General features: G+C 71.7%; 15 protein-coding genes. 3 read left to right on the plus strand and 12 right to left on the minus strand.

The window, feature by feature from the left end:
• Positions 1-11: 11 nt before the first annotated feature.
• The 4 genes from IM697_RS32610 to IM697_RS32625 form a co-directional block, all read right to left on the minus strand.
• Positions 12-956 carry an aminoglycoside phosphotransferase family protein gene (locus tag IM697_RS32610; protein WP_194039680.1) on the minus strand — a complete coding sequence of 315 codons (945 nt, stop codon included), beginning with the start codon at positions 954-956 and terminating at the stop codon, positions 12-14.
• 60 nt (positions 957-1,016) lie between these two features.
• On the minus strand, positions 1,017-2,150 hold the full coding sequence (locus tag IM697_RS32615) for an aminopeptidase P family protein (protein ID WP_194039681.1): 1,134 nt from the start codon (positions 2,148-2,150) through the stop codon (positions 1,017-1,019).
• A gap of 107 nt (positions 2,151-2,257) precedes the next feature.
• Positions 2,258-2,878 carry a LysE family translocator gene (locus IM697_RS32620; protein ID WP_194039682.1) on the minus strand — a complete coding sequence of 207 codons (621 nt, stop codon included), beginning with the start codon at positions 2,876-2,878 and terminating at the stop codon, positions 2,258-2,260.
• A gap of 76 nt (positions 2,879-2,954) precedes the next feature.
• On the minus strand, positions 2,955-3,539 hold the full coding sequence (locus IM697_RS32625; protein ID WP_194039683.1) for a PDZ domain-containing protein: 585 nt from the start codon (positions 3,537-3,539) through the stop codon (positions 2,955-2,957).
• 207 nt (positions 3,540-3,746) lie between these two features.
• On the opposite strand from IM697_RS32625, the gene IM697_RS32630 reads away from it, so the two are divergent.
• Complete coding sequence (locus tag IM697_RS32630) at positions 3,747-5,231, plus strand: hypothetical protein (protein WP_194039684.1); 1,485 nt, start codon at positions 3,747-3,749, stop codon at positions 5,229-5,231.
• On the opposite strand, the gene cyc2 is transcribed toward IM697_RS32630, so the two are convergent.
• Positions 5,224-7,383 (minus strand): germacradienol/geosmin synthase Cyc2, encoded by a 2,160-nt coding sequence (gene cyc2, locus IM697_RS32635; protein WP_194039685.1) that lies wholly within the window; start codon positions 7,381-7,383, stop codon positions 5,224-5,226. The genes IM697_RS32630 and cyc2 overlap by 8 nt on opposite strands.
• A gap of 183 nt (positions 7,384-7,566) precedes the next feature.
• Here cyc2 and IM697_RS32640 point away from each other — a divergent pair, with 183 nt between their 5' ends.
• Positions 7,567-8,808 carry an endonuclease/exonuclease/phosphatase family protein gene (locus tag IM697_RS32640; protein ID WP_194039686.1) on the plus strand — a complete coding sequence of 414 codons (1,242 nt, stop codon included), beginning with the start codon at positions 7,567-7,569 and terminating at the stop codon, positions 8,806-8,808.
• A gap of 312 nt (positions 8,809-9,120) precedes the next feature.
• On the opposite strand, the gene IM697_RS32645 is transcribed toward IM697_RS32640, so the two are convergent.
• Genes IM697_RS32645 through IM697_RS32660 form a run of 4 tightly spaced genes read right to left on the minus strand, consistent with a single transcriptional unit; the run spans position 9,121 to position 12,573 of the window.
• Positions 9,121-9,870 (minus strand): ABC transporter ATP-binding protein, encoded by a 750-nt coding sequence (locus IM697_RS32645; protein ID WP_194039687.1) that lies wholly within the window; start codon positions 9,868-9,870, stop codon positions 9,121-9,123.
• A gap of 46 nt (positions 9,871-9,916) precedes the next feature.
• On the minus strand, positions 9,917-10,849 hold the full coding sequence (locus IM697_RS32650; RefSeq protein ID WP_194039688.1) for an ABC transporter permease: 933 nt from the start codon (positions 10,847-10,849) through the stop codon (positions 9,917-9,919).
• 9 nt (positions 10,850-10,858) lie between these two features.
• The gene (locus tag IM697_RS32655; RefSeq protein WP_228044269.1) at positions 10,859-11,662 is read right to left on the minus strand and encodes an ABC transporter permease; all 804 of its coding nucleotides are present in this window, start codon (positions 11,660-11,662) and stop codon (positions 10,859-10,861) included.
• Positions 11,659-12,573: an ABC transporter substrate-binding protein gene (locus IM697_RS32660; protein ID WP_228045053.1), complete on the minus strand. Its 915-nt coding sequence runs from the start codon at positions 12,571-12,573 to the stop codon at positions 11,659-11,661. Before IM697_RS32660 ends, IM697_RS32655 begins: the two co-directional genes overlap by 4 nt.
• A 192-nt stretch (positions 12,574-12,765) precedes the next feature.
• Here IM697_RS32660 and IM697_RS32665 point away from each other — a divergent pair, with 192 nt between their 5' ends.
• Positions 12,766-14,040, plus strand: coding sequence for a cytochrome P450 (locus IM697_RS32665; RefSeq protein ID WP_194039690.1), 1,275 nt, complete (start codon positions 12,766-12,768; stop codon positions 14,038-14,040).
• 15 nt (positions 14,041-14,055) lie between these two features.
• Here IM697_RS32665 and IM697_RS32670 read toward each other — a convergent pair whose 3' ends face one another.
• The 3 genes from IM697_RS32670 to IM697_RS32680 form a co-directional block, all read right to left on the minus strand.
• Positions 14,056-15,243, minus strand: coding sequence for a damage-control phosphatase ARMT1 family protein (locus IM697_RS32670; RefSeq protein ID WP_194039691.1), 1,188 nt, complete (start codon positions 15,241-15,243; stop codon positions 14,056-14,058).
• 22 nt (positions 15,244-15,265) lie between these two features.
• A complete protein-coding gene (locus IM697_RS32675) occupies positions 15,266-15,913 on the minus strand; it encodes a ScbR family autoregulator-binding transcription factor (RefSeq protein ID WP_194039692.1) in 648 nt (215 codons plus the stop codon).
• 71 nt (positions 15,914-15,984) lie between these two features.
• Entirely contained in the window at positions 15,985-16,935 is a 951-nt protein-coding gene (locus IM697_RS32680) for a ScbA/BarX family gamma-butyrolactone biosynthesis protein (protein WP_194039693.1), read from the minus strand.
• Positions 16,936-17,052: the final 117 nt, after the last annotated feature.

A 17,052-nucleotide genomic window follows, 5' to 3' on the forward strand; every position in this document is an offset into this window, starting at 1 on the left:
GCGGGGAGGTTCTAGAGCTCTTCCTCCCCGCCGTCCTCCCTCAGCTCCGTCACGCGCTCCAGCAGGATCGCCTCCCAGGCGTGCCGGAGCTGTCCCCTGAGCAGCGGGAGGGGAGCCTCGCCCTTGCCGTCTAGACGGTCCGCGAGGTGGACGACCGCGTCGCAGCGGGCCAGCCAGAGGCCGCGCAGGCAGGGCCGGGCGCCGTAGCCGGCGAGGGTGGCGGCGCGGACGGCGGCCGGGGAGCCGACGGTGAGGGCGAGGCCGGCGATGTCCTCCGCCGGGTCGCCGAGGACGGTGTCGGCCCAGCCGAGGATGCCCCGAACCCGGCCGTCGGCACTGACGACCAGGTGGTCGCCGGTGAGGCCGTGGTGGACGAGGACGGCGGTGCCGGGCTGGGCGGCGAGCTGGACGGCGGCCGGCTGGGTGAGCTGGCGCAGCCGGGCGGCGTCGAACTCGTCGGCGTCGGCCAGGCGCGCGGCGGCGCGTTCGGCGGCTCGGCGCAGGGCCTCCAGGGAGCGCGGCGCGGCGCGCGGCACGCCGAATGTCTCGGCCTGCCGCACCGGGACCTCGCGCAGCCCCGTGAGCACCCCGGCCAGATCGGCCTCGCCGACCGCGGAGACGTCGTGCTGGGCGCCTGATCCGCCGGGAACCTTGGTGTCGAGGGTGTAGGTCAGCCCGGGCGCCCACTCGCCGTGGGCGACGCTCGTCGGCAGCGCGACCGGGACGTGCGGGCGGACGAGGTCGCGCAGACGCAGTTCGCGGCGCTGGCGGGCGGCGGCCTCGCGGTCGGGGGCGAGGCGCAGCACATGGCGGGTGCCGACCCACCAGGTGGCGGGTTCGGCGCCCGGGGCGGCGGGGCGGACCTCGGGTCCGGCCGAGTCGTCCACGCCGTCCTTGAGCAGGGAACGGACCAGCCGGCGGACGGTGTCCGCGGTGGGTGTCGGTGCCTGGGTCATGGTCGCGCCGTTGTCGCTCGAGGGTCTACGGGGGCTCCTTGCGCCGGGTCCGGTCGCCGGTCAGTCGACTATGACCAGCTCGCGGGTCGTGTCGTTGAGGCGCCGGCCGCCGTCCTCGGTGACGGTGACGATGTCCTCGATGCGCACTCCGAAGCGGCCGGGCAGATAGACGCCGGGCTCCACGGAGAAACACATGCCGGGCACGAGGGGCTGCTCCTCGCCCTCGATCATGTACGGCGGCTCGTGCGTGGTGACCCCGATGCCGTGCCCGGTGCGGTGGATGAAGTACTCGCCGTATCCGGCGTCCGCGATGACCGCGCGGGCGGCCCGGTCGACCTCCTGGCAGGCGACGCCGGGCCGTACGGCGCTGAATCCCGCCTGCTGGGCCGCGCGGACCAGGTCGTGGACGCGGCGCTCCTCGTCGATGGGTTCGCCGACGTGGACCGTGCGGGAGGTGTCGGAGCCGTAGCCGTCCTTCAGGCCGCCGAAGTCGAGGACGACCATGTCGCCGCGTTCGATCAGCCGGTCGCCCACCTCGTGGTGCGGATTGGCGCCGTTGGGGCCGGAGGCGACGATGGTGAAGTCGACCTGGGAGTGACCGAAGCGGCGCAGCAGGTCGGCGAGGTCGGCGGCGACCTCGGACTCGCGCCGGCCGCCGAAGGGAACCTTCCGGATCTCCTCGAACGTCGCGTCCGCGGCCGCACCCGCGGCCGCCAACAGCTCCAGCTCGGCGGCGTCCTTGACGGCGCGCAGCATGGGCAGGGCGTCGCTGAGGGCGGCGTACGAGGTGCCGGGCAGCGCGCGCTGCAGGGCCAGCAGGTGCAGGGCCCAGGCGTTGTCACTGATGCCGAACCGGCCGAGCGGCTCAGCTTCGAGGAGGGCGGCGGTGGCGGCGTAGGGGTCCTTGCCGTCGGTCCAGTCGCGCAGGGTCAGGCCGGGGGCGCCGGAGGCCTTCGCGGCGTCCGGGGCCTCCAGGGCGGGGACGACGAGGACGGGGTCCCGACCGGGGACGAGGACCAGCAGGGTGAGCCGCTCCGTCTCGGCGGGGGGCGCGTAGCCGGTGAGCCACACCAGGTCGGGGCCGGGTGCCACCAGGAGCCCGGTCAGGCCCGCGTCGGCGGCCGCCCGCGCGGCACGCTCCATACGGGCCCGGTAGTCGTCGGCGGTGAAGGGCGCGGGTGCGGTGCCGGTCATCCGGGCCTCCCTGGGCGCGTGAAGGGACTACGGGCAGCATCCTGCCCGGCCGAAGGGGGCGGCGCGAGCCGATCGGCGGGTCTTTCGGACGACTGCTCCGGCACGGCTCAGCCCTCCAGTGCCATACGGACGCCGAGGAGGAGCAGCACGCCTCCGGAGACCTGTTCCAGGCGCCGGCGCACGCCCGCGCGGGACAGCACGGACTTCAGCCGGCCCACGAACCAGACGTACAGGCCGTAGTAGCCGACCTCGTAGACCGCCCAGAGCGCGGCGAGGCCGACCATGGTCGGCAGGTGCGGGGCGCCCTGCGGCACGAACTGCGGCAGGAAGGACATGGCGAAGACGGCCGCCTTGGGGTTGGCGAGGTTGAGCAGCAGCCCGCCCCGGTAGGAGGCCCAGCCGCTCTTGCGCGTGCCCTCCCAGGTGCCGTCCTCGGCGCCCTTGGCGCGGCGGGCCTGCCGCAGTGCCTGGACGCCGAAGCCGACGAGCACGACCGCGCCGACGACGCGGATCACGTCGTACGCCACCTCGGAGGCCGTCAGCAGCGCGGTCAGGCCGAACGCGGCGACGACTCCCCAGACGAAGACGCCGGTCTCGTTGCCCAGCACCGTCAGGAAGCCGGAGCGCCTGCTCTGCAGCGACTGCTTGATGATCAGCACGGTGCTCGGGCCGGGCGAGGCGGCGACGAGGGTGCAGGCGCCCAGAAAGGCGATGAGGGTGGTGGGCATGGGGCCATCGTGGCCTCGTCGGCCGAACGCCACCAGTGGTTTTCCGGGACGCTGCGCGAGGTGCCGCGCCCGGTGCTCAGGTGACGACGCCCGGGACCACCGTCAGCTGCTGGTAGCCGCCGCTGCGGTGGCGCACCGTCAGGGTGACCTCGCGGCCCGGGCGGGACCCGGCGACGGCGCGGGCGAGGTCGGCGGCGGAGTCGATACGGGTCCTGCCGAACGCGAGGAGCAGGTCGCCCCGGATCAGACCGGCCGTGTACCCCGGCCCGGGGACGTGGACGCCGACGACCAGGGCGCCCGGCCTGTCGGCGTCCACGGCCTCCACGCCGAGGGTCGCGACGACGGCCGGGGGCGGTGTGTGGGTTGGGGCCGGGGACGCCGCAGGTGCCGACGTCTGCGGGCTTCCCGGTGCGCCGTGCACCGTCTGTCGCTGAAGCTCGGCGAGCCGGCTCATGCCGATCACCGTGGCGCCCAGGCCGCCGAGTCCGACCCCGCACAGGATCAGGACCAGCCCGGCCAGCAGGGCGCACCACAGGGTCGTGAGCCGTCGGCCCCGGCGCCGGGGTGCGGCGTGCGGGCGCCGTGCGCCGGGGTCGGACGGGACGCCTTCGCCGGGCCCCTGACCAGGCATGGGCTTGGGTCGCAACGCAGTCTGTTCCATCGGATCGCCTCCGGCTGGTGACTACCCTGCGCACCGGCGCACAACGAGCCACGAACGAGTGAGACTGACCGGTGGACCACTACGGCGCCGATGACGCGTCGGCCGTTCACCGTGCTGTACGGGCCGGTGAACGGGCGGCGCGGGTTTCGGAAACGGCATCCGGAGGCGGGAAGTCCGTTGTCAGTGGTGGCTGTTACGTTCTGTGACATGACCGATCACGCGCTGCGGCTGCTCCGAGAGAACCCGCGTCTGGCCGAACTGACGGCGTTCCCCTTCGGCTTCGACATCGCCCGGGCCGCCCATGGCCATGTCGAGGAGGTCCGCCTGGCCTCGGGCGGACCGCTCGAGGTGGTGGCCGGGGACGACACGGGCGGCACGTACTTCGTGTGCGCGGACGGCTCGGTGCTGTACGCCGACTCGGAGGGCTCGGCCGGGATCATCGGCTCCAGCGTCGACGAGGCGCTGGAGATCAGGATCGGTCTGGCGGAAGTCGAGGACGACGAGGACGACGGCGAGGAGGAGCCCGGTCAGCGGCGTGAACTCGCTCGTGCGCGGGCCGAACTGCGCGCCGCGTTCGGCTTTCCGGAGCGCTCTGCCGCGGAGCTCGAAGCGATGCTCCGGGCCGCGCTCCTGCGCACCGAGCCCGACTTCGTCCTGCTGAACGATCTGGAGCACAACGCCTACCAATTGCTCGACAGCCACCCGCGCCCGCCTCTGTGGGAGCCGGTGCTCGCCAGCGGCCACGCCGACCTCGCCCTGCTGCGGGCCGGCGACCGCACGACGTGGGAGGAACTGGCCGAGGATGCCGTACGGCGCCGACTCGCCCTGCGGGCCGCGCAGTTCGACCGTGCCGAGGGCGATCTGGAGCTGTTGCGGCATCTGCTGCGCCACGAGACGAAGTCCTCGATGACGGACGAACTGCGCCTGGCCGCCGTGCTGGTGGGGTTGCGCGGCGACCCGGAGGACCTGCCCCTGCTGCACGAGGTGCGGGAGACGGACTTCGACACCGCGTGCGGCCTCAGTGAAATACCGGAACCCGGCGCGAGCGCGGAGGAGTTGCTGGAGTGGGCGCGAGGGCTCGACGACTCGCTGTTCGGCACGGACCCCTCGGACGAGCCGGTCAGCACCTGGACCGACCTGGCCCGCGACCAGGGCATGACCGAGCTGGCCCGGGTGACGCTGATCCGCGAACTCGACGAGATCGTCATGGACCGGAGCGGACTGCGCCGCCCCGACGCGCCGCACGCGCTGACCACGGCCCCCTTGGGTGCTCTCGCCCGTGACTTCGAGGAACTCGGCGACCTGCCGCAGGCGCTGCGCGCCCAGCGGCTGTACGCCGCGCTGCAGGAGATGGCGTGGGACCGGGCCTCGGCCATGTACACCCAGGCCGGTCTGGAGCGAGGGGCGGGCCTGCTGTCCGAGGCCGTGAGAAGCCTGGCCGCCGTACGGGACGCCCTGACCACCCCGGGAGACGACTCGCTGCGCCACTGGCAGAACGTGAACCTGGGCCGCTTCATCGCCGAGGAGCACTACCGCCTCACCCGTGCCTTGGCCGACGCGGACCTGGCCGACGAGGCCCGCACGCTCCTGACGGCCGCCGACGCGATACTCGGCGAACTCTCGGAGAACGCCGCGCGGGGCGTCCGGGAGCTCGCCGAGGAGACCGCGGCGCGGGTGCGGGAGGTCAGCTGAGGGCGGGCACGGCGGGCGCCCGGTCCGGCAGGAAGCCGTGGGCGCGGCGGGCCAGGTACCCGGCCTTGTAGCGGTCGACCTTCTGGTGCCAGTTCAGGATGGCCGCCATCCAGTTCTGCAGATCGAGCACATAGTTCCGCATGCCCTCCCTGCCCTCGTCCGTCAGTCCGAAGTCCTCGTACACGATGGGCAGTTCGTGCGCGGCGACATGTTCGAACTGCTGCATGCGCTGGGTCATCAGATCGTGGACCACGTCGAGCGCGGTGGGGTAGTCGACGCCGAAGAAGTTCTGCACGACGAGGATCGCGTTGTGGATCTCGCCCTCGTACTCGATCTCCTTCTGGTACGAGAAGACGTCGTTGAGGAGGCACGCGTAGTCGATGGCGGCGTTCTCCAGTGAGCGGACGGGCCCGCTGCGGTACACCTCCGGGGGTACGGCGGGGCCGTGGCCCATGCGGCACAGGCTGAGGGTGAGGTCGGAGCCGAAGGTGGCGCGGCGCATCTCCAGGTAGTCGACCGGGTCGGGGATGCGGTTCTGGAGCTGGTTGGACAGCTCCCACACCCAGCTCTCGGTCATGACGTCCACCGCGTCCTTCAGGGTGCGCCGCTCCTCCGCGGTCATCGCGGCCGTCGTGCGCGCCCACAGGTCGATCAGGCCGCGTTCCATGCCGTTGACGGGGATCAGTGCCGGCTCGCCGTCGAGGGGCATGCAGTCCGACAGGCGCTGGGTGGTGAGCCGGGCGGCAGCCAGGTCGCGGCGGTGGCCGAAGACGAGGGGGTAGTAGTCGTCGCCGTAGGTGCCCCAGGCGAGCCACTGGGCGCTGAGGTCCAGGGCCTCGGGAGTCGCGTCGGGGTCCAGGCCCGCCGAGCACAGCGCAAGGTCGTAGGCGGCGAGTTTGTCCTCGTCCCAGACGCCCTCCTGGAGCATGCCCATGCGGTGCGTCCACTCGGTCAGGTGCCCCCGGGTGGCGGCGAGGTGCGGGCACAGCTCGACCTCGAAGGGCATGTGGAAGTCGGGGAGCAGGGACGGGCCGACCTTCTGGTACGGCACGTGCGTGTAGGCGCGCAGGCGTTCGGCGCCGGCCGCGGCGAGCAGTGCGCCGACGTCGGCGGCGGAGGTGCCGGCTCCGGAGGGGCCTCGCCAGGGCGTGGTGGGCTCGGCGCGCTCGTTCATGTACCGGCTGGAGCGCATGTGCCACTCGTGGCCGCCGGACTGCCAGTCCTGCAGCCCCTGGGTGTACGCGGCGACCGCCTTGACCTCCGCCGGGGTGAGCCCCTGCTCCAGCGCCACGGCGGGGACTTCGGTGAGGGCGGTGTGCTCGAACTGGTGGAGCCGGGAGGTGAGGACGTCGTTGACGGTGTCGGCGGCCTCCTGGGTGGTGCAGCCGAAGAACTTCTCCAGCACCAGGACGCCGTTGCTGAGTTCGCCCTCGTCCTCGACCTCGCGCTGGTAGGAGAACAGGTCGTTGCGCAGGTGCACGGCGTCGGAGAACGTCTCCATCAGCACCCGGAGCGGCCTGGACTCGGCGACGGACGCGGGGACCTCGGCGGTCGCGTACTCCACGAGGCCCGACGACCAGGGGGCGCCGCCCACCTTGCGGCGCATCTCGATGTACTCGACGGGGTTGGCGACGCGGCCCTCGTTGATGTTGGACAGTTCCCACAGGGACTCGTTGAGGAGATGCTCGGTCGCCACGGCGAAGCGGCGGCGCCAGTCGGCGGACATCGTGGGCACGGTGCGCGTCCACAGGTCGGCGAGGCCCGCCTCGACCGGGTTCTGCGGCTGAGGCATCGGCGTCGACAGGTCCATCGGCATGAACAGCGGCAGCCGGTCGAGATAGGCCTTGCCGCCGGCGCGGTCCTGGGTGCGCTTGAAGGTCTCCAGGAAGTGGTCGTCGAAGAAGAAGACCCACACGTACCAGTCGGTGATCAGGGAGAGGGCGGGGCCGTCGCACTCGGGGTGGGTGTAGGCGCAGAGCAGGCCGTAGTCATGCGCGTCCAGGTCGGCCTGCTCCCAGATCCCGGATCCCTCCAGCATGCCCATCTCGCGCGCCCACTCGGTCGAATGGGCGCGGGCCTCGTCGACATGTGGGTTCAGCCGCGCGGGATACGGCATGTAGAAGTGCGGGAGTTCGAAGGGCTGCTGCGTCATGGCCGGGCCCTACCCCCGGCCCTCGACCGGCATCCGCGGTGCGGGACATGATCACACCATCGCGTGAATGAGGGGTGAATCCGGGAGTTCTCGCGGGGCCTTGTGGCGTTCACCTCTACGCGCGCAGACTCTTTTCGGCTCGGCGTTCCCCTCTCCCCCTCTCCCTCCCGCCCCGGAGTCGCGATGAACCACACCGGATCCCTCTCCCGTCGCACGGCGCTCGCCTCCCTCGCCGGGGCGGCGCTGGCCACGACCGCGGCGTTCCCGGCCTCGGCGACCGAGCGGCACGGCCGCCGGTCCGTCCGGTTCGCCACCTTCAACGCCTCCCTGAACCGGTCCACCCAGGGCGCGCTGATCACCGACCTGTCCACTCCGGACAACGTCCAGGCGCGCAATGTCGCCGAGACCATCCAGCGGGTCGACCCGGACGTCCTGCTGATCAACGAGTTCGACTACGACGAGCGGGGCAGAGCGGTCCGCCTGTTCCTGCGCAACTACCTGGCCGTCGGGCACAACGGAGCCGAGCCGGTGCGCTTCCCGTACCACTTCACCGGCCCGGTGAACACGGGCGTCGCCACCGGCGTGGACCTCGACGGCAGGAACGGGGCGGTCACGACGCCCGGTTCGGACGCGTACGGCCAGGACGCGTACGGCTACGGCTGGTTCCCGGGGCAGTACGGCATGGTCGTGCTGTCGAAGTACCCGATCGACACGCGCGCGGTGCGCACCTTCCAGCGCTTCCTGTGGAAGGACATGCCGGGCCACCTCATGCCGCCGGGCTACTACAGCGACGAAGCCCGCGCGATCCTGCGGCTGTCCTCGAAGAGCCATTGGGACGTGCCGGTGTGCATCGGGCACGACATCGTGCACTTCCTGGTCTCGCATCCGACGCCGCCCACCTTCGACGGCGCCGAGGACCGCAATGGGCGGCGCAACCATGACGAGATCCGGCTGTGGGCCGACTACGTCGGTGGGCGCCGACGTGGCTCGTACCTCTACGACGACAGGGGGCGGCGGGGTGGGCTGCGGGCCGGGGCGCGGTTTGTGATCGCGGGCGACAACAACGCGGATCCGTACGACGGTGACAGCTACGATCACGCGATTCTGCAGTTGCTCGACCATCCGGCGGTCAACGCTCCGGCCGTTCCGCCGGCGAGTGCGGGTGGGGTGGAGGCGGCGAGGATCCAGGGCGGGGCCAATGCCTCGCACCTCGGGGACCCGGCGTACGACACCTCCGACTTCGGCGATACCGCGCCCGGGAATCTGCGGGTCGACTACGTGCTGCCGTCCAAGGGACTGATGCCGGGCGCGAACGGTGTCTTCTGGCCGACGTCCGGGGATCCGCTGTATCGGCTGGTGGGGGGCGGGGCGACGGTGCCGACGTCCGACCATCGGTTGGTGTGGCAGGACGTGTGGGTGGGCTGAGGGGTGGGGTGACGGCATGGGGCGTGCGGTTTCTCGCCCCCGCCGCCCCTACCCGTCCCATCCCCAGGGGCGCCGCCCCTACGACCCCGGGCGCCTCTGGGGGCTGCGCCCCCAGACCCCCGCTCCGGCCCTTAAGGGGCCTTGTCCTCAAACGCCGGACGGGCTGACTGATGCGGGCCGGCGCTGGAAGGTGCGCCCCCCTGCGGGTGGGTGGGGGCTGGGGACGGCGTGACCTTGCCCCCGAACACCGGACGGGCTGAGCGGTACGGGTCGACGTTCCGGGCGGGCTGGTTGATGTCGGCCCGGTCCGTGCTATCTGTTGCGCACCGCCCGTCCCACCTCCGACCTCAGCGCGACGAACTCCGACAGGCCCCGGGTCGTGATCTGGTCCCGGGTGGCGGGGAGTTCTACCGGCAGGTCCAGGACGACCTTGGCACCTGGTCCTGCAGAGAGGACAACGATGCGGTCGCCCAGGTACACGCTCTCGTCGATGTCGTGGGTGACGAAGACGATCGTCGCGCCGTCCGTGCGGTGGACCTCGAGGAGGAGGTCCTCCAGGTCCTCGCGGGTCTGGGCGTCGAGGGAGCCGAAGGGCTCGTCCATGAGGAGCAGGGAGGGGCGGCAGACCAGGGCGCGGGCGATCGCAACACGTTGCTGCATCCCGCCGGAGAGCTGCCAGGGGTGGCGGCGGGCCGTGTCGGTGAGGCCGACGCGGGCCAGGATGCGGTCGGCCTCGGCCCGGCGCTCCGCTCGCGGCAGGCCCCTGCGGCGCAGCGGGAGGGCCACGTTCTCGCGGACCGTGAGCCAGGGGTAGAGGGAGCGGGCGTAGTCCTGGAAGACCACGGCCAGGTTGTCGGGGACGCCCCGTACGGGGGTGTCGTCCAGCGTGATCGTGCCGTCGTACACGGGCAGCAGTCCGGCGATGGTGCGCAGGAGCGTGGACTTGCCGCAGCCGGACGGGCCCACGACACACAGGAGTTGGCCGTCCGGCACGGTGAGGGTGACGTCGTGCAGGACCTGGTGGTCGCCGTAGTGCTGGCCGACCGCGGCTAGGCGGAGCATGGCTGTCCCTGGGCGGAGGTGATAGGGGGCGTACGGGGTGTGGGGGTCATACGGTCGTCGTCCTCTCCTTGCCGACCAGTCGCTTCTCGACCGCCAGCAGGGCCGTGTTGAGGAGGTGGCCGAGGGCGCCCAGCAGGACCAGTGCCGCCCAGACGGTGAGCAGGTCGGAGCGGGACTGGGCGTCGGTGAGCGTGAAGCCGATGCCGTTGGCGCTGCCCGGGAGCAGTTCCGAGAACACCATGAGGATGAGGGAGAGGGACAGGCTCAGGCGCAGGCCGGCGAAGATGCGGGGCAGCGCGGACGGGAGGATCAGGAAGCGGAGCCGTTCGGCGGGAGTGAGGCGCAGGACGGCGGCGACCTCGATCCGCAGGGGGGCGGTGTCGCGGGCGCCCTCGGCCGTGTTGATCAGCACCGGCCAGACGGCGCTGAAGACGATCGACGCGATCTGCATCGGCGTACCGAAGTCGAAGATCACGACGAAGACGGGGACCAGCGCGGGCGGCGGCACGGCGCGGGCGAACTGCAGTACCGGGTCGCACAGGGCGTACACCCGCCGCGAGCGGCCGATGGCGACACCGAGCGCGATCCCGGCGACGGCGGCGATCCCGAACCCCGCGGCCATGCGGCCGAGGCTGGGCAGGATGTCGGCGACGGCCGCCTCGGTGAGGAAGACGTGCCGGGCGGGGCCCGAGAACCAGAGATCGACGGCGTGCCGCGCGATCTCGGCAGGCGGCGGGAAGTACACGCTGCCATGGGCACCGGCGACCAACTGCCATACAGCCACGGCGAGAGCGAGCACGAGCCAGCGGAGCAGAGCGTGGCGTACGACGGCGCGGGTGGGAATGGGTATGGGTATGGAGGTGGGGATGGGGATGGGGATGAAGGCCAGGGTGCGGGGGCGGTGCGTGGCCTGGCCGCTCCGGTTCGCGACAGGCGTTCCTTGGGCGGGGGACTCGTCGGCCGCGTCAGGCCGGTTCATCAGCCCTCCTCACCGCGCCACGCCCCGCCGCCCCGGCGTCCACGGGAACAACCTCCGCTCCCCCCACACCAGCACCCCGTTGATGACCAGCCCGAGAGCCCCCGCCCACACCACCCCCGCCAGCACGTCCCGCGTGCCGTCGGTCGCCAGGCCCGCCTGGGCGATGAAGATGCCCAGGCCCTCGCCGAAGCCGGAGAGGATCTCCGTGGCGACGGCCAGGATGAGGGCGACCGCGGCCGAGATGCGGATGCCGGTCGCGATGAAGGGGGCCGTGCCCGGGAGTTCGACGCGCAGCAGTACGGAGAGGCGGCCGAAGCCGAAGGCGCGGAGGGTGTCCTTGGCCAGGGGATCGGTCTCGCCGAGGCCGTAGACGGTGTTGAAGAGGATCGGCCAGACCGACGCGTACGTCACGAGGGCCACCTTGGTCTCGGTGCCCGAGCCGAGCAGCAGTGAGACCAGGGGGATCAGGGCGACGGACGGCAACGGGCGCAGGAACTCGACGATCGCCCGTACGGCGGCGTCGACGACCGGCACGCTCCCGAGGACCAGGCCGATCGGTACGGCGATGGCGATGGCCAGGCCGAGACCGAGCGCCCAGGCGCGCAGCGTGGCGGCGATGCCGTCCAGGAAGACGGAGTCGCCCGCCAGTTCCGCGGCTCGCGCGAGGACGTCCGACGCGGGCGGAAGATGGCTGCGCCGTACGAACCCGGCGCGGGAGACCGCCTCGCAGGCGCCGACGGCCAGCAGTACTCCCAGAGCTCCCAGTGCGAGTTGTTCCTGGCGGGCCTTCACGTCCGCACGCCGCCGTGTCACTTGACGATCAGCGTCGCGGGGTCGATCGGCTTCTTCAGCATCCCCTGTTTCTTCATGAGGTCGGTGAGCCGGGTGAGCTGCGCGGCGTCCACGGTGGGTGGGAAGACGGGCAGGTCGATCGACTCGGCCTGTTCCTCGGTCACCTTGGTGTACGTCGGCAGCATGCCGCGGACTGCGGACGCGTCCTTCTCGGCGATCTCCACGGCCGCCTTGAGAGCCCGCCGGAACGCGGCCAGGGTCTTGCCGTTGCCGTCCACGTACTTGCTCGTGCTGACGTAGCCGCTCAGCGGGATCGACTCCACCGGCGGGGACGAGCCGTCGATGAGGACCCGGGCCTTCAAGTCGTCCTGAATGGCGTTGTCGTAGGGCTCGACCGCGTGCACGGCGTCGACCTGCCCCTTGTCCAGCGCCGCGCCCATCTGCGGGAAGGGGATCGCCCGGTAGACGGGCCGGTCGACGCCCTGCCTCTCCAGGATCTCGTTGAAGGTGAGCGACTGGACGTTGTTCAGCACGTTGACGGCGAGCTTCTTGCCCGCGAGGTCGGCGATGCTCTTGATGTCCGAGTCCTCGGACACCAGCACATCCATCATGCGCGGCGCCGCCCTGATCGCCTCGGCGACGATCCGGATGTCGAGGGTGCCCTTCTCATGGGCCTGGAGATAGGTCACGTAGTTCGCACTGGCGACCATGTCGATCTGGCCCTTGGCCAGGGCGGGCAGCGCCTGGAGGCTCTGCTGGATCTGCTGGATGCGGACGTCGAGCCCCTCCTTCTCGAACAGGCCCCGGTCCTGCGCGATGTAGAGGGCGGCACAGTCGATCAGGGGCAGGGCCGCCACCCGTACGGTCTCCCGGCCGTCGGCCCCGGACGAGGAGTCCCCGTCGTCGCCGCAGGCCGTGACCGCCACCAGCATGAGGGTGGCGGCGGCCGCAGCGGTCCTCGTTCCCGAGCGCGATTGACGTAACGGCATGCCGCCATGACTAGCAAGAATTTGTCATGATCACCACATACAGCACTGCATCCGGCACGTCCGCACCAGCCCTCAGCGCATCAGCCCGACGCGCCGATCTGTCGGTCTTCACCGATATACGCCACGTTGGTTCACATGACCTCCTCCCCCACCGTTCACGACGCTTCCCCCGTCCCCGATGTCTTCGACCCCCGGCAGTACGCCACCGGCGTGCCCCACGACGCCTACCGCGTCCTGCGCGATCACCATCCCGTGGCCCGGCAGGACGAGCACGAGGTGCTGGGCTGGCCGGCCGGGCCGGGATTCTGGGCGGTGACCCGGCACGCGGACGTCGTGCGGGTGCTCAAGGACTCGGCGACGTACTCCTCGCACATCGGCGCGACCCAGATCCGCGACCCCGACCCGGACGATCTGCCGTTCATCCGCCGCATGATGCTCAATCAGGACCCGCCGGGGCACGGTCGGTTGCGGCGACTGGTCAGCCGGGCCTTCACTCCCGGACGCGTCGACCGTTTCGCCGGGCTCGCGCAGGCGCGGGCGCATACGCTCCTCGCGCACGCCCTGGACGCGGCCCGCGCGCAGGACGGCACCGTGGACCTGGTCACCGCCGTGACCGACGACTACGCCCTGCTCAACCTCGCCGACCTGCTCGGCGTGCCGGAGGCCGACCGCGGGCTGCTGCTGCACTGGACGCAGCGGGTCATCGGCTACCAGGACCCCGACGAGTCCGGTCCCCAGGTGCGGGACGCGGAGGGCCGGCCGGTCAATCCGCGCTCGCCCGCGATGCTGCGGGACATGTTCGACTACGCCCGCCAACTGGCCGCCCACAAGCGGCGCTACCCGGCCGACGACGTGATGACCACTCTCGCCCACGACGCCGAACTCGCCGGCCCGGAGCTGGAGATGTTCTTCTTCCTGCTCACCGTCGCGGGCAACGACACCGTCCGCAGCGCGGCGCCGGGCGGGCTGCTGGCGCTGGCCGAGCACCCGGAGGCGTACGCGTGCCTGCGCGAAGGCCGCGTCCAACTCGACTCCGCCGTCGATGAGTTGCTGCGCTGGCATCCTCCCGTCCTCACCTTCCGCCGCACCGCCGCCGAGGACACGGAGCTGGCCGGGCGGCGTATCCGCGCGGGTGACAAGGTCGTCGTCTTCCACGCCTCCGCCAACCGCGACGAACGCGTCTTCACCGCCCCGGACCGGCTGGACCTGTCCCGCTCGCCCAATCCGCATGTGTCCTTCGGCGACGGCCCGCACGTCTGTCTGGGCGCGCACTTCGCTCGGTTGCAGTTGCGGGTGCTCTACCGGGAGACCTTGCGGATGCTGCCGGCCCTGCGCGCGGCGGGGCCGCCCAAGCGGCTGGTGTCGAACTTCATCAACGGGCTCAAGTCGCTGCCGATGCGGATCACTTGAGCCCGGCCGACGGGGTCACCTGCGCACCTGGATCAGCGCATGCGTCCCGCCGGTCCGCCACTTCTGGTCCTCCGCCGCCACCAGCGCCGCCTCCGTGCCGGCGTCCAGGCCGGTGATCACGTCGGACTTCAGGGTGCGCAGGGCGGCGACCGGGCCGGGGAAGTGCGTGGTGACTTCGGTGAACGGCGTGGTCGCCGGCCAGAGTCGGTCTCCGACGAGGCGGCGGTAGTTGAGATCGCCCTTGACGATGGTCAGGGTGGCGGCGGCCGGCTCCGCGCGGAGGTCGGCGGGCATGGCCGCGTACGGCAGCGGGGCGGCGGCGAAGGGGTGCGCGCGGACGGTGAGGCGGCCGTCCGTCATCGCCGACCAGAGCGTGTGACCGTACCTCGCGGCGGCGCCCGGTGCCGTCGTCAGCCTGCGCAGGGCGTCGAGGACGTCGGCGTGGGTGGCGTCGGAGACGTAGTACGGATACGGCTTGATGTGCAGGACGGCCCGTGCGATGCGCCCCTGGGTGAGGAGGTGGGCGATGAGGAGCAGGTCGGGGACGAGTTCGCGGCCCGCGTTGTCGGCGATCAGGCACAGGGTGGCCGAGCCGGTGGGCGGGAGCAGGGACCAGAGGGTCTCGCTGTCGTCGGCCACCAGGGGCGGGGTGTCCGAGGAGGTCTCGTCGTGTGCGGCGGACAGCCGGAAGCCGAGGTCCGCGCGGTTGCCCCAGAGCGAGCCGTGCAGCAGCGCCCGGTCCTGCTCGGGGACGGGCCGGTCGGTGAGGGCGTCGAGGGCGGACAGCTCCTCGTCCGTCTCCTGGGCGTCGAGTTCGGCCAGCTTGGAGGGGCGGAAGGGGTCGATGCCCTGCCAGGGGCCCGGGGTGAAGTAGCCGACGGCTTGGAGGAGTTGGCGGTAGAAGTAGCTCTCCGACCACAGCCACGGTACGTCGAACCAGGAGCGGCCGGTGTACTTCTCGGCGCCCCACGCCGTCCAGCGGTCCCGGTCGTGCGCGTCGGCGGGGAGCGGCTCGATCACGCCCTCGGTGCAGCTCGCGAGGAGCGCGTCCAGGGCGCGGTGCCGGTCGGGGTCGTACGGGAAGGCCTCCCGCACCTGTCGGATGATCGCGGGATGCCGTTCGGCGAGCACGCTGTGCGGGAACGAGCCGGGTTCGTTCCCGAGGAGCACGGGCGCGGGCGGGGTGTCGGACCTCTCGGGCATGCGCCTCACCGTACCGCCCGTGTCATGCGGCCTTGATCTCCCGCTCCAGCTGTGTCGCGAGCGCGAGATAGCGGGCCCGGCGGGGCACGGGGACCAGGCCGCGGATCATGAGGTGCCACATCTCGGCGACCCTGCGGGGCTGGCGGGCGACGGGTTCGAGGGAGCGGCCGACGACCCGGGTGCCGACGAAGAAGCAGACGAGGGCGTGGGCCGCGGCGTCGGCGTCGACGTCCGGGTGGATGTCGGACTCCTTGGCGGCGCCGTGGAGTTTGCGGGTGGAGATGTCCAGCAGCTCGGTGAAGGGGTGCCGCAGGGGCGGTCGTATCACCACTCCCCCGGTGGCCAGGCGCAGGCCGGCCCGGGTGACCGGGCCCTCGACGGCGAGGCGGGTGATGCCGAACGTCGTGCGTATCAGCGTCTCCAGTGCGGTGTGGCCCCGTGCGTCCATCTCGCTCGCCACCTGCCGGGAGGCTCTGGACTGCAGTTCCATGATCGCCTGCGCCAGGTCCTCCTTCGCGGCGAAGTGGAAGTACAGCGCCCCCTTGGTGACCTGTGCGTGCTCGACGATGTCGCTGAGGCTGGTCGATTCATAGCCGTGACGGTCGAACAGCTCGGCTGCGGCCGTGAGGATCGTGGTGCGGGTCTGTTCCGCGCGTAACTGCCTCGCCATCGGCTGGATCTCCTGAGGACGGGAAAAGAACGGGTCATGCCGTTTGTTTCTTACTCCCTGTACACGATAACTCACCGGGCCACAGTGCCCACCTCGCACTCGAACACCGTCGACTCCCCCTGCCGTCCCACGACTTGTACGTCATACCGGTCGTCGGCGTTCGCGTCCGCCTTGTCGGCCGCCTCTATCCAGGTGGGCAGGTCGAGTTCGGCGTAGCGGTGGAAGACGGCGTGGAAGGAGGCGGGAGTTCGCCCGCCGCTCCCCCGCTGGACGCGTGTCGCCTGACGGGCGGCCTCCAGCAGGAGCATCCCGGGCACATGGTCCAGCGGATGGTCGAAGAAAACAGCATGCGCGGTATCGACTCGGAGCTGCCAGCGTTCGAGGGGCCCGGCCGGGGCCAGGACGACGTCCGCGGGCAGGGCGCGGTCCACGGCGGCGGGCGGCAGGCCGAGCGGAACCGGCCCCGGGGACACGGTGGCTGCGGTGCGGCCACCCCGCAGCCGGCGGTAGACAGCCGCGCTCGTCCAGGTCACACCCAGGTGCGCGGTCGCGACGCGCTCGCCGTCGAGCCATACGTCGGTCTCGTAGCGGAATCCGGCCGGGCGGCCGCCTCGGTGGTCGATGTCGGTGACGGTGATCCGCAGCACCGGTTCAGCGGGGGCCGTGCCGACGGCCAGCAGTTCGGGGCGGGTGGTGAACCGCAGCTCCCTGAGCACGAACTGATGGCCCAGCGGGACTTCGTAGGCGGTGTGCGCGAGAAGCGCTCCGGCCTGACGGACGGTTTCCGCGACGAGCAGGGGTTCGTACGCCGACCGGTCCGGCGACACGTGTAACTGATGAGCGCGCGGCCACTCGGCGAAGACGGTGAACCGGTCGGTGTCGACGCTGGTGACACCAGTGAGAAACGTTTCCGCCAGCGAGGCCCGGTGAACCAGCTGGCGCGGTACGGTGGCCGTCAGGCCGTACGGCGTCTCGGGGGTGTCGGCGAGCGGAGCGGTGGCGAGCCGGCGCGGATCAGACATGTGCCCTCCTTGGGTCCCCCGTATGTGCGTTGACAGACGGCGAGGTGCCCGTGCCGCGAGCGTTAGAGTACGAGCCGACCGGTTTGTTTTCAATGCGGCCTGGGGTCGCCCGGCCCT

The organism is Streptomyces ferrugineus, from assembly GCF_015160855.1.
GTDB lineage: Bacteria > Actinomycetota > Actinomycetes > Streptomycetales > Streptomycetaceae > Streptomyces > Streptomyces ferrugineus.

Excerpts from the sequence above, each read along its gene's own strand:
- IM697_RS32615 (WP_194039681.1), bottom strand. The coding sequence starts at position 2,150 with ATGACCGGCACCGCACCCGCGCCCTTCACCGCCGACGACTACCGGGCC.
- IM697_RS32640 (WP_194039686.1), top strand. The coding sequence starts at position 7,567 with ATGAACCACACCGGATCCCTCTCCCGTCGCACGGCGCTCGCCTCCCTC.
- IM697_RS32625 (WP_194039683.1), bottom strand. The coding sequence starts at position 3,539 with ATGGAACAGACTGCGTTGCGACCCAAGCCCATGCCTGGTCAGGGGCCC.
- IM697_RS32680 (WP_194039693.1), bottom strand. The coding sequence starts at position 16,935 with ATGTCTGATCCGCGCCGGCTCGCCACCGCTCCGCTCGCCGACACCCCC.
- cyc2 (WP_194039685.1), bottom strand. The coding sequence starts at position 7,383 with ATGACGCAGCAGCCCTTCGAACTCCCGCACTTCTACATGCCGTATCCC.
- IM697_RS32665 (WP_194039690.1), top strand. The coding sequence starts at position 12,766 with ATGACCTCCTCCCCCACCGTTCACGACGCTTCCCCCGTCCCCGATGTC.
- IM697_RS32660 (WP_228045053.1), bottom strand. The coding sequence starts at position 12,573 with ATGCTGGTGGCGGTCACGGCCTGCGGCGACGACGGGGACTCCTCGTCC.
- IM697_RS32620 (WP_194039682.1), bottom strand. The coding sequence starts at position 2,878 with ATGCCCACCACCCTCATCGCCTTTCTGGGCGCCTGCACCCTCGTCGCC.
- IM697_RS32630 (WP_194039684.1), top strand. The coding sequence starts at position 3,747 with ATGACCGATCACGCGCTGCGGCTGCTCCGAGAGAACCCGCGTCTGGCC.
- IM697_RS32675 (WP_194039692.1), bottom strand. The coding sequence starts at position 15,913 with ATGGCGAGGCAGTTACGCGCGGAACAGACCCGCACCACGATCCTCACG.
- IM697_RS32670 (WP_194039691.1), bottom strand. The coding sequence starts at position 15,243 with ATGCCCGAGAGGTCCGACACCCCGCCCGCGCCCGTGCTCCTCGGGAAC.
- IM697_RS32650 (WP_194039688.1), bottom strand. The coding sequence starts at position 10,849 with ATGAACCGGCCTGACGCGGCCGACGAGTCCCCCGCCCAAGGAACGCCT.
- IM697_RS32610 (WP_194039680.1), bottom strand. The coding sequence starts at position 956 with ATGACCCAGGCACCGACACCCACCGCGGACACCGTCCGCCGGCTGGTC.
- IM697_RS32645 (WP_194039687.1), bottom strand. The coding sequence starts at position 9,870 with ATGCTCCGCCTAGCCGCGGTCGGCCAGCACTACGGCGACCACCAGGTC.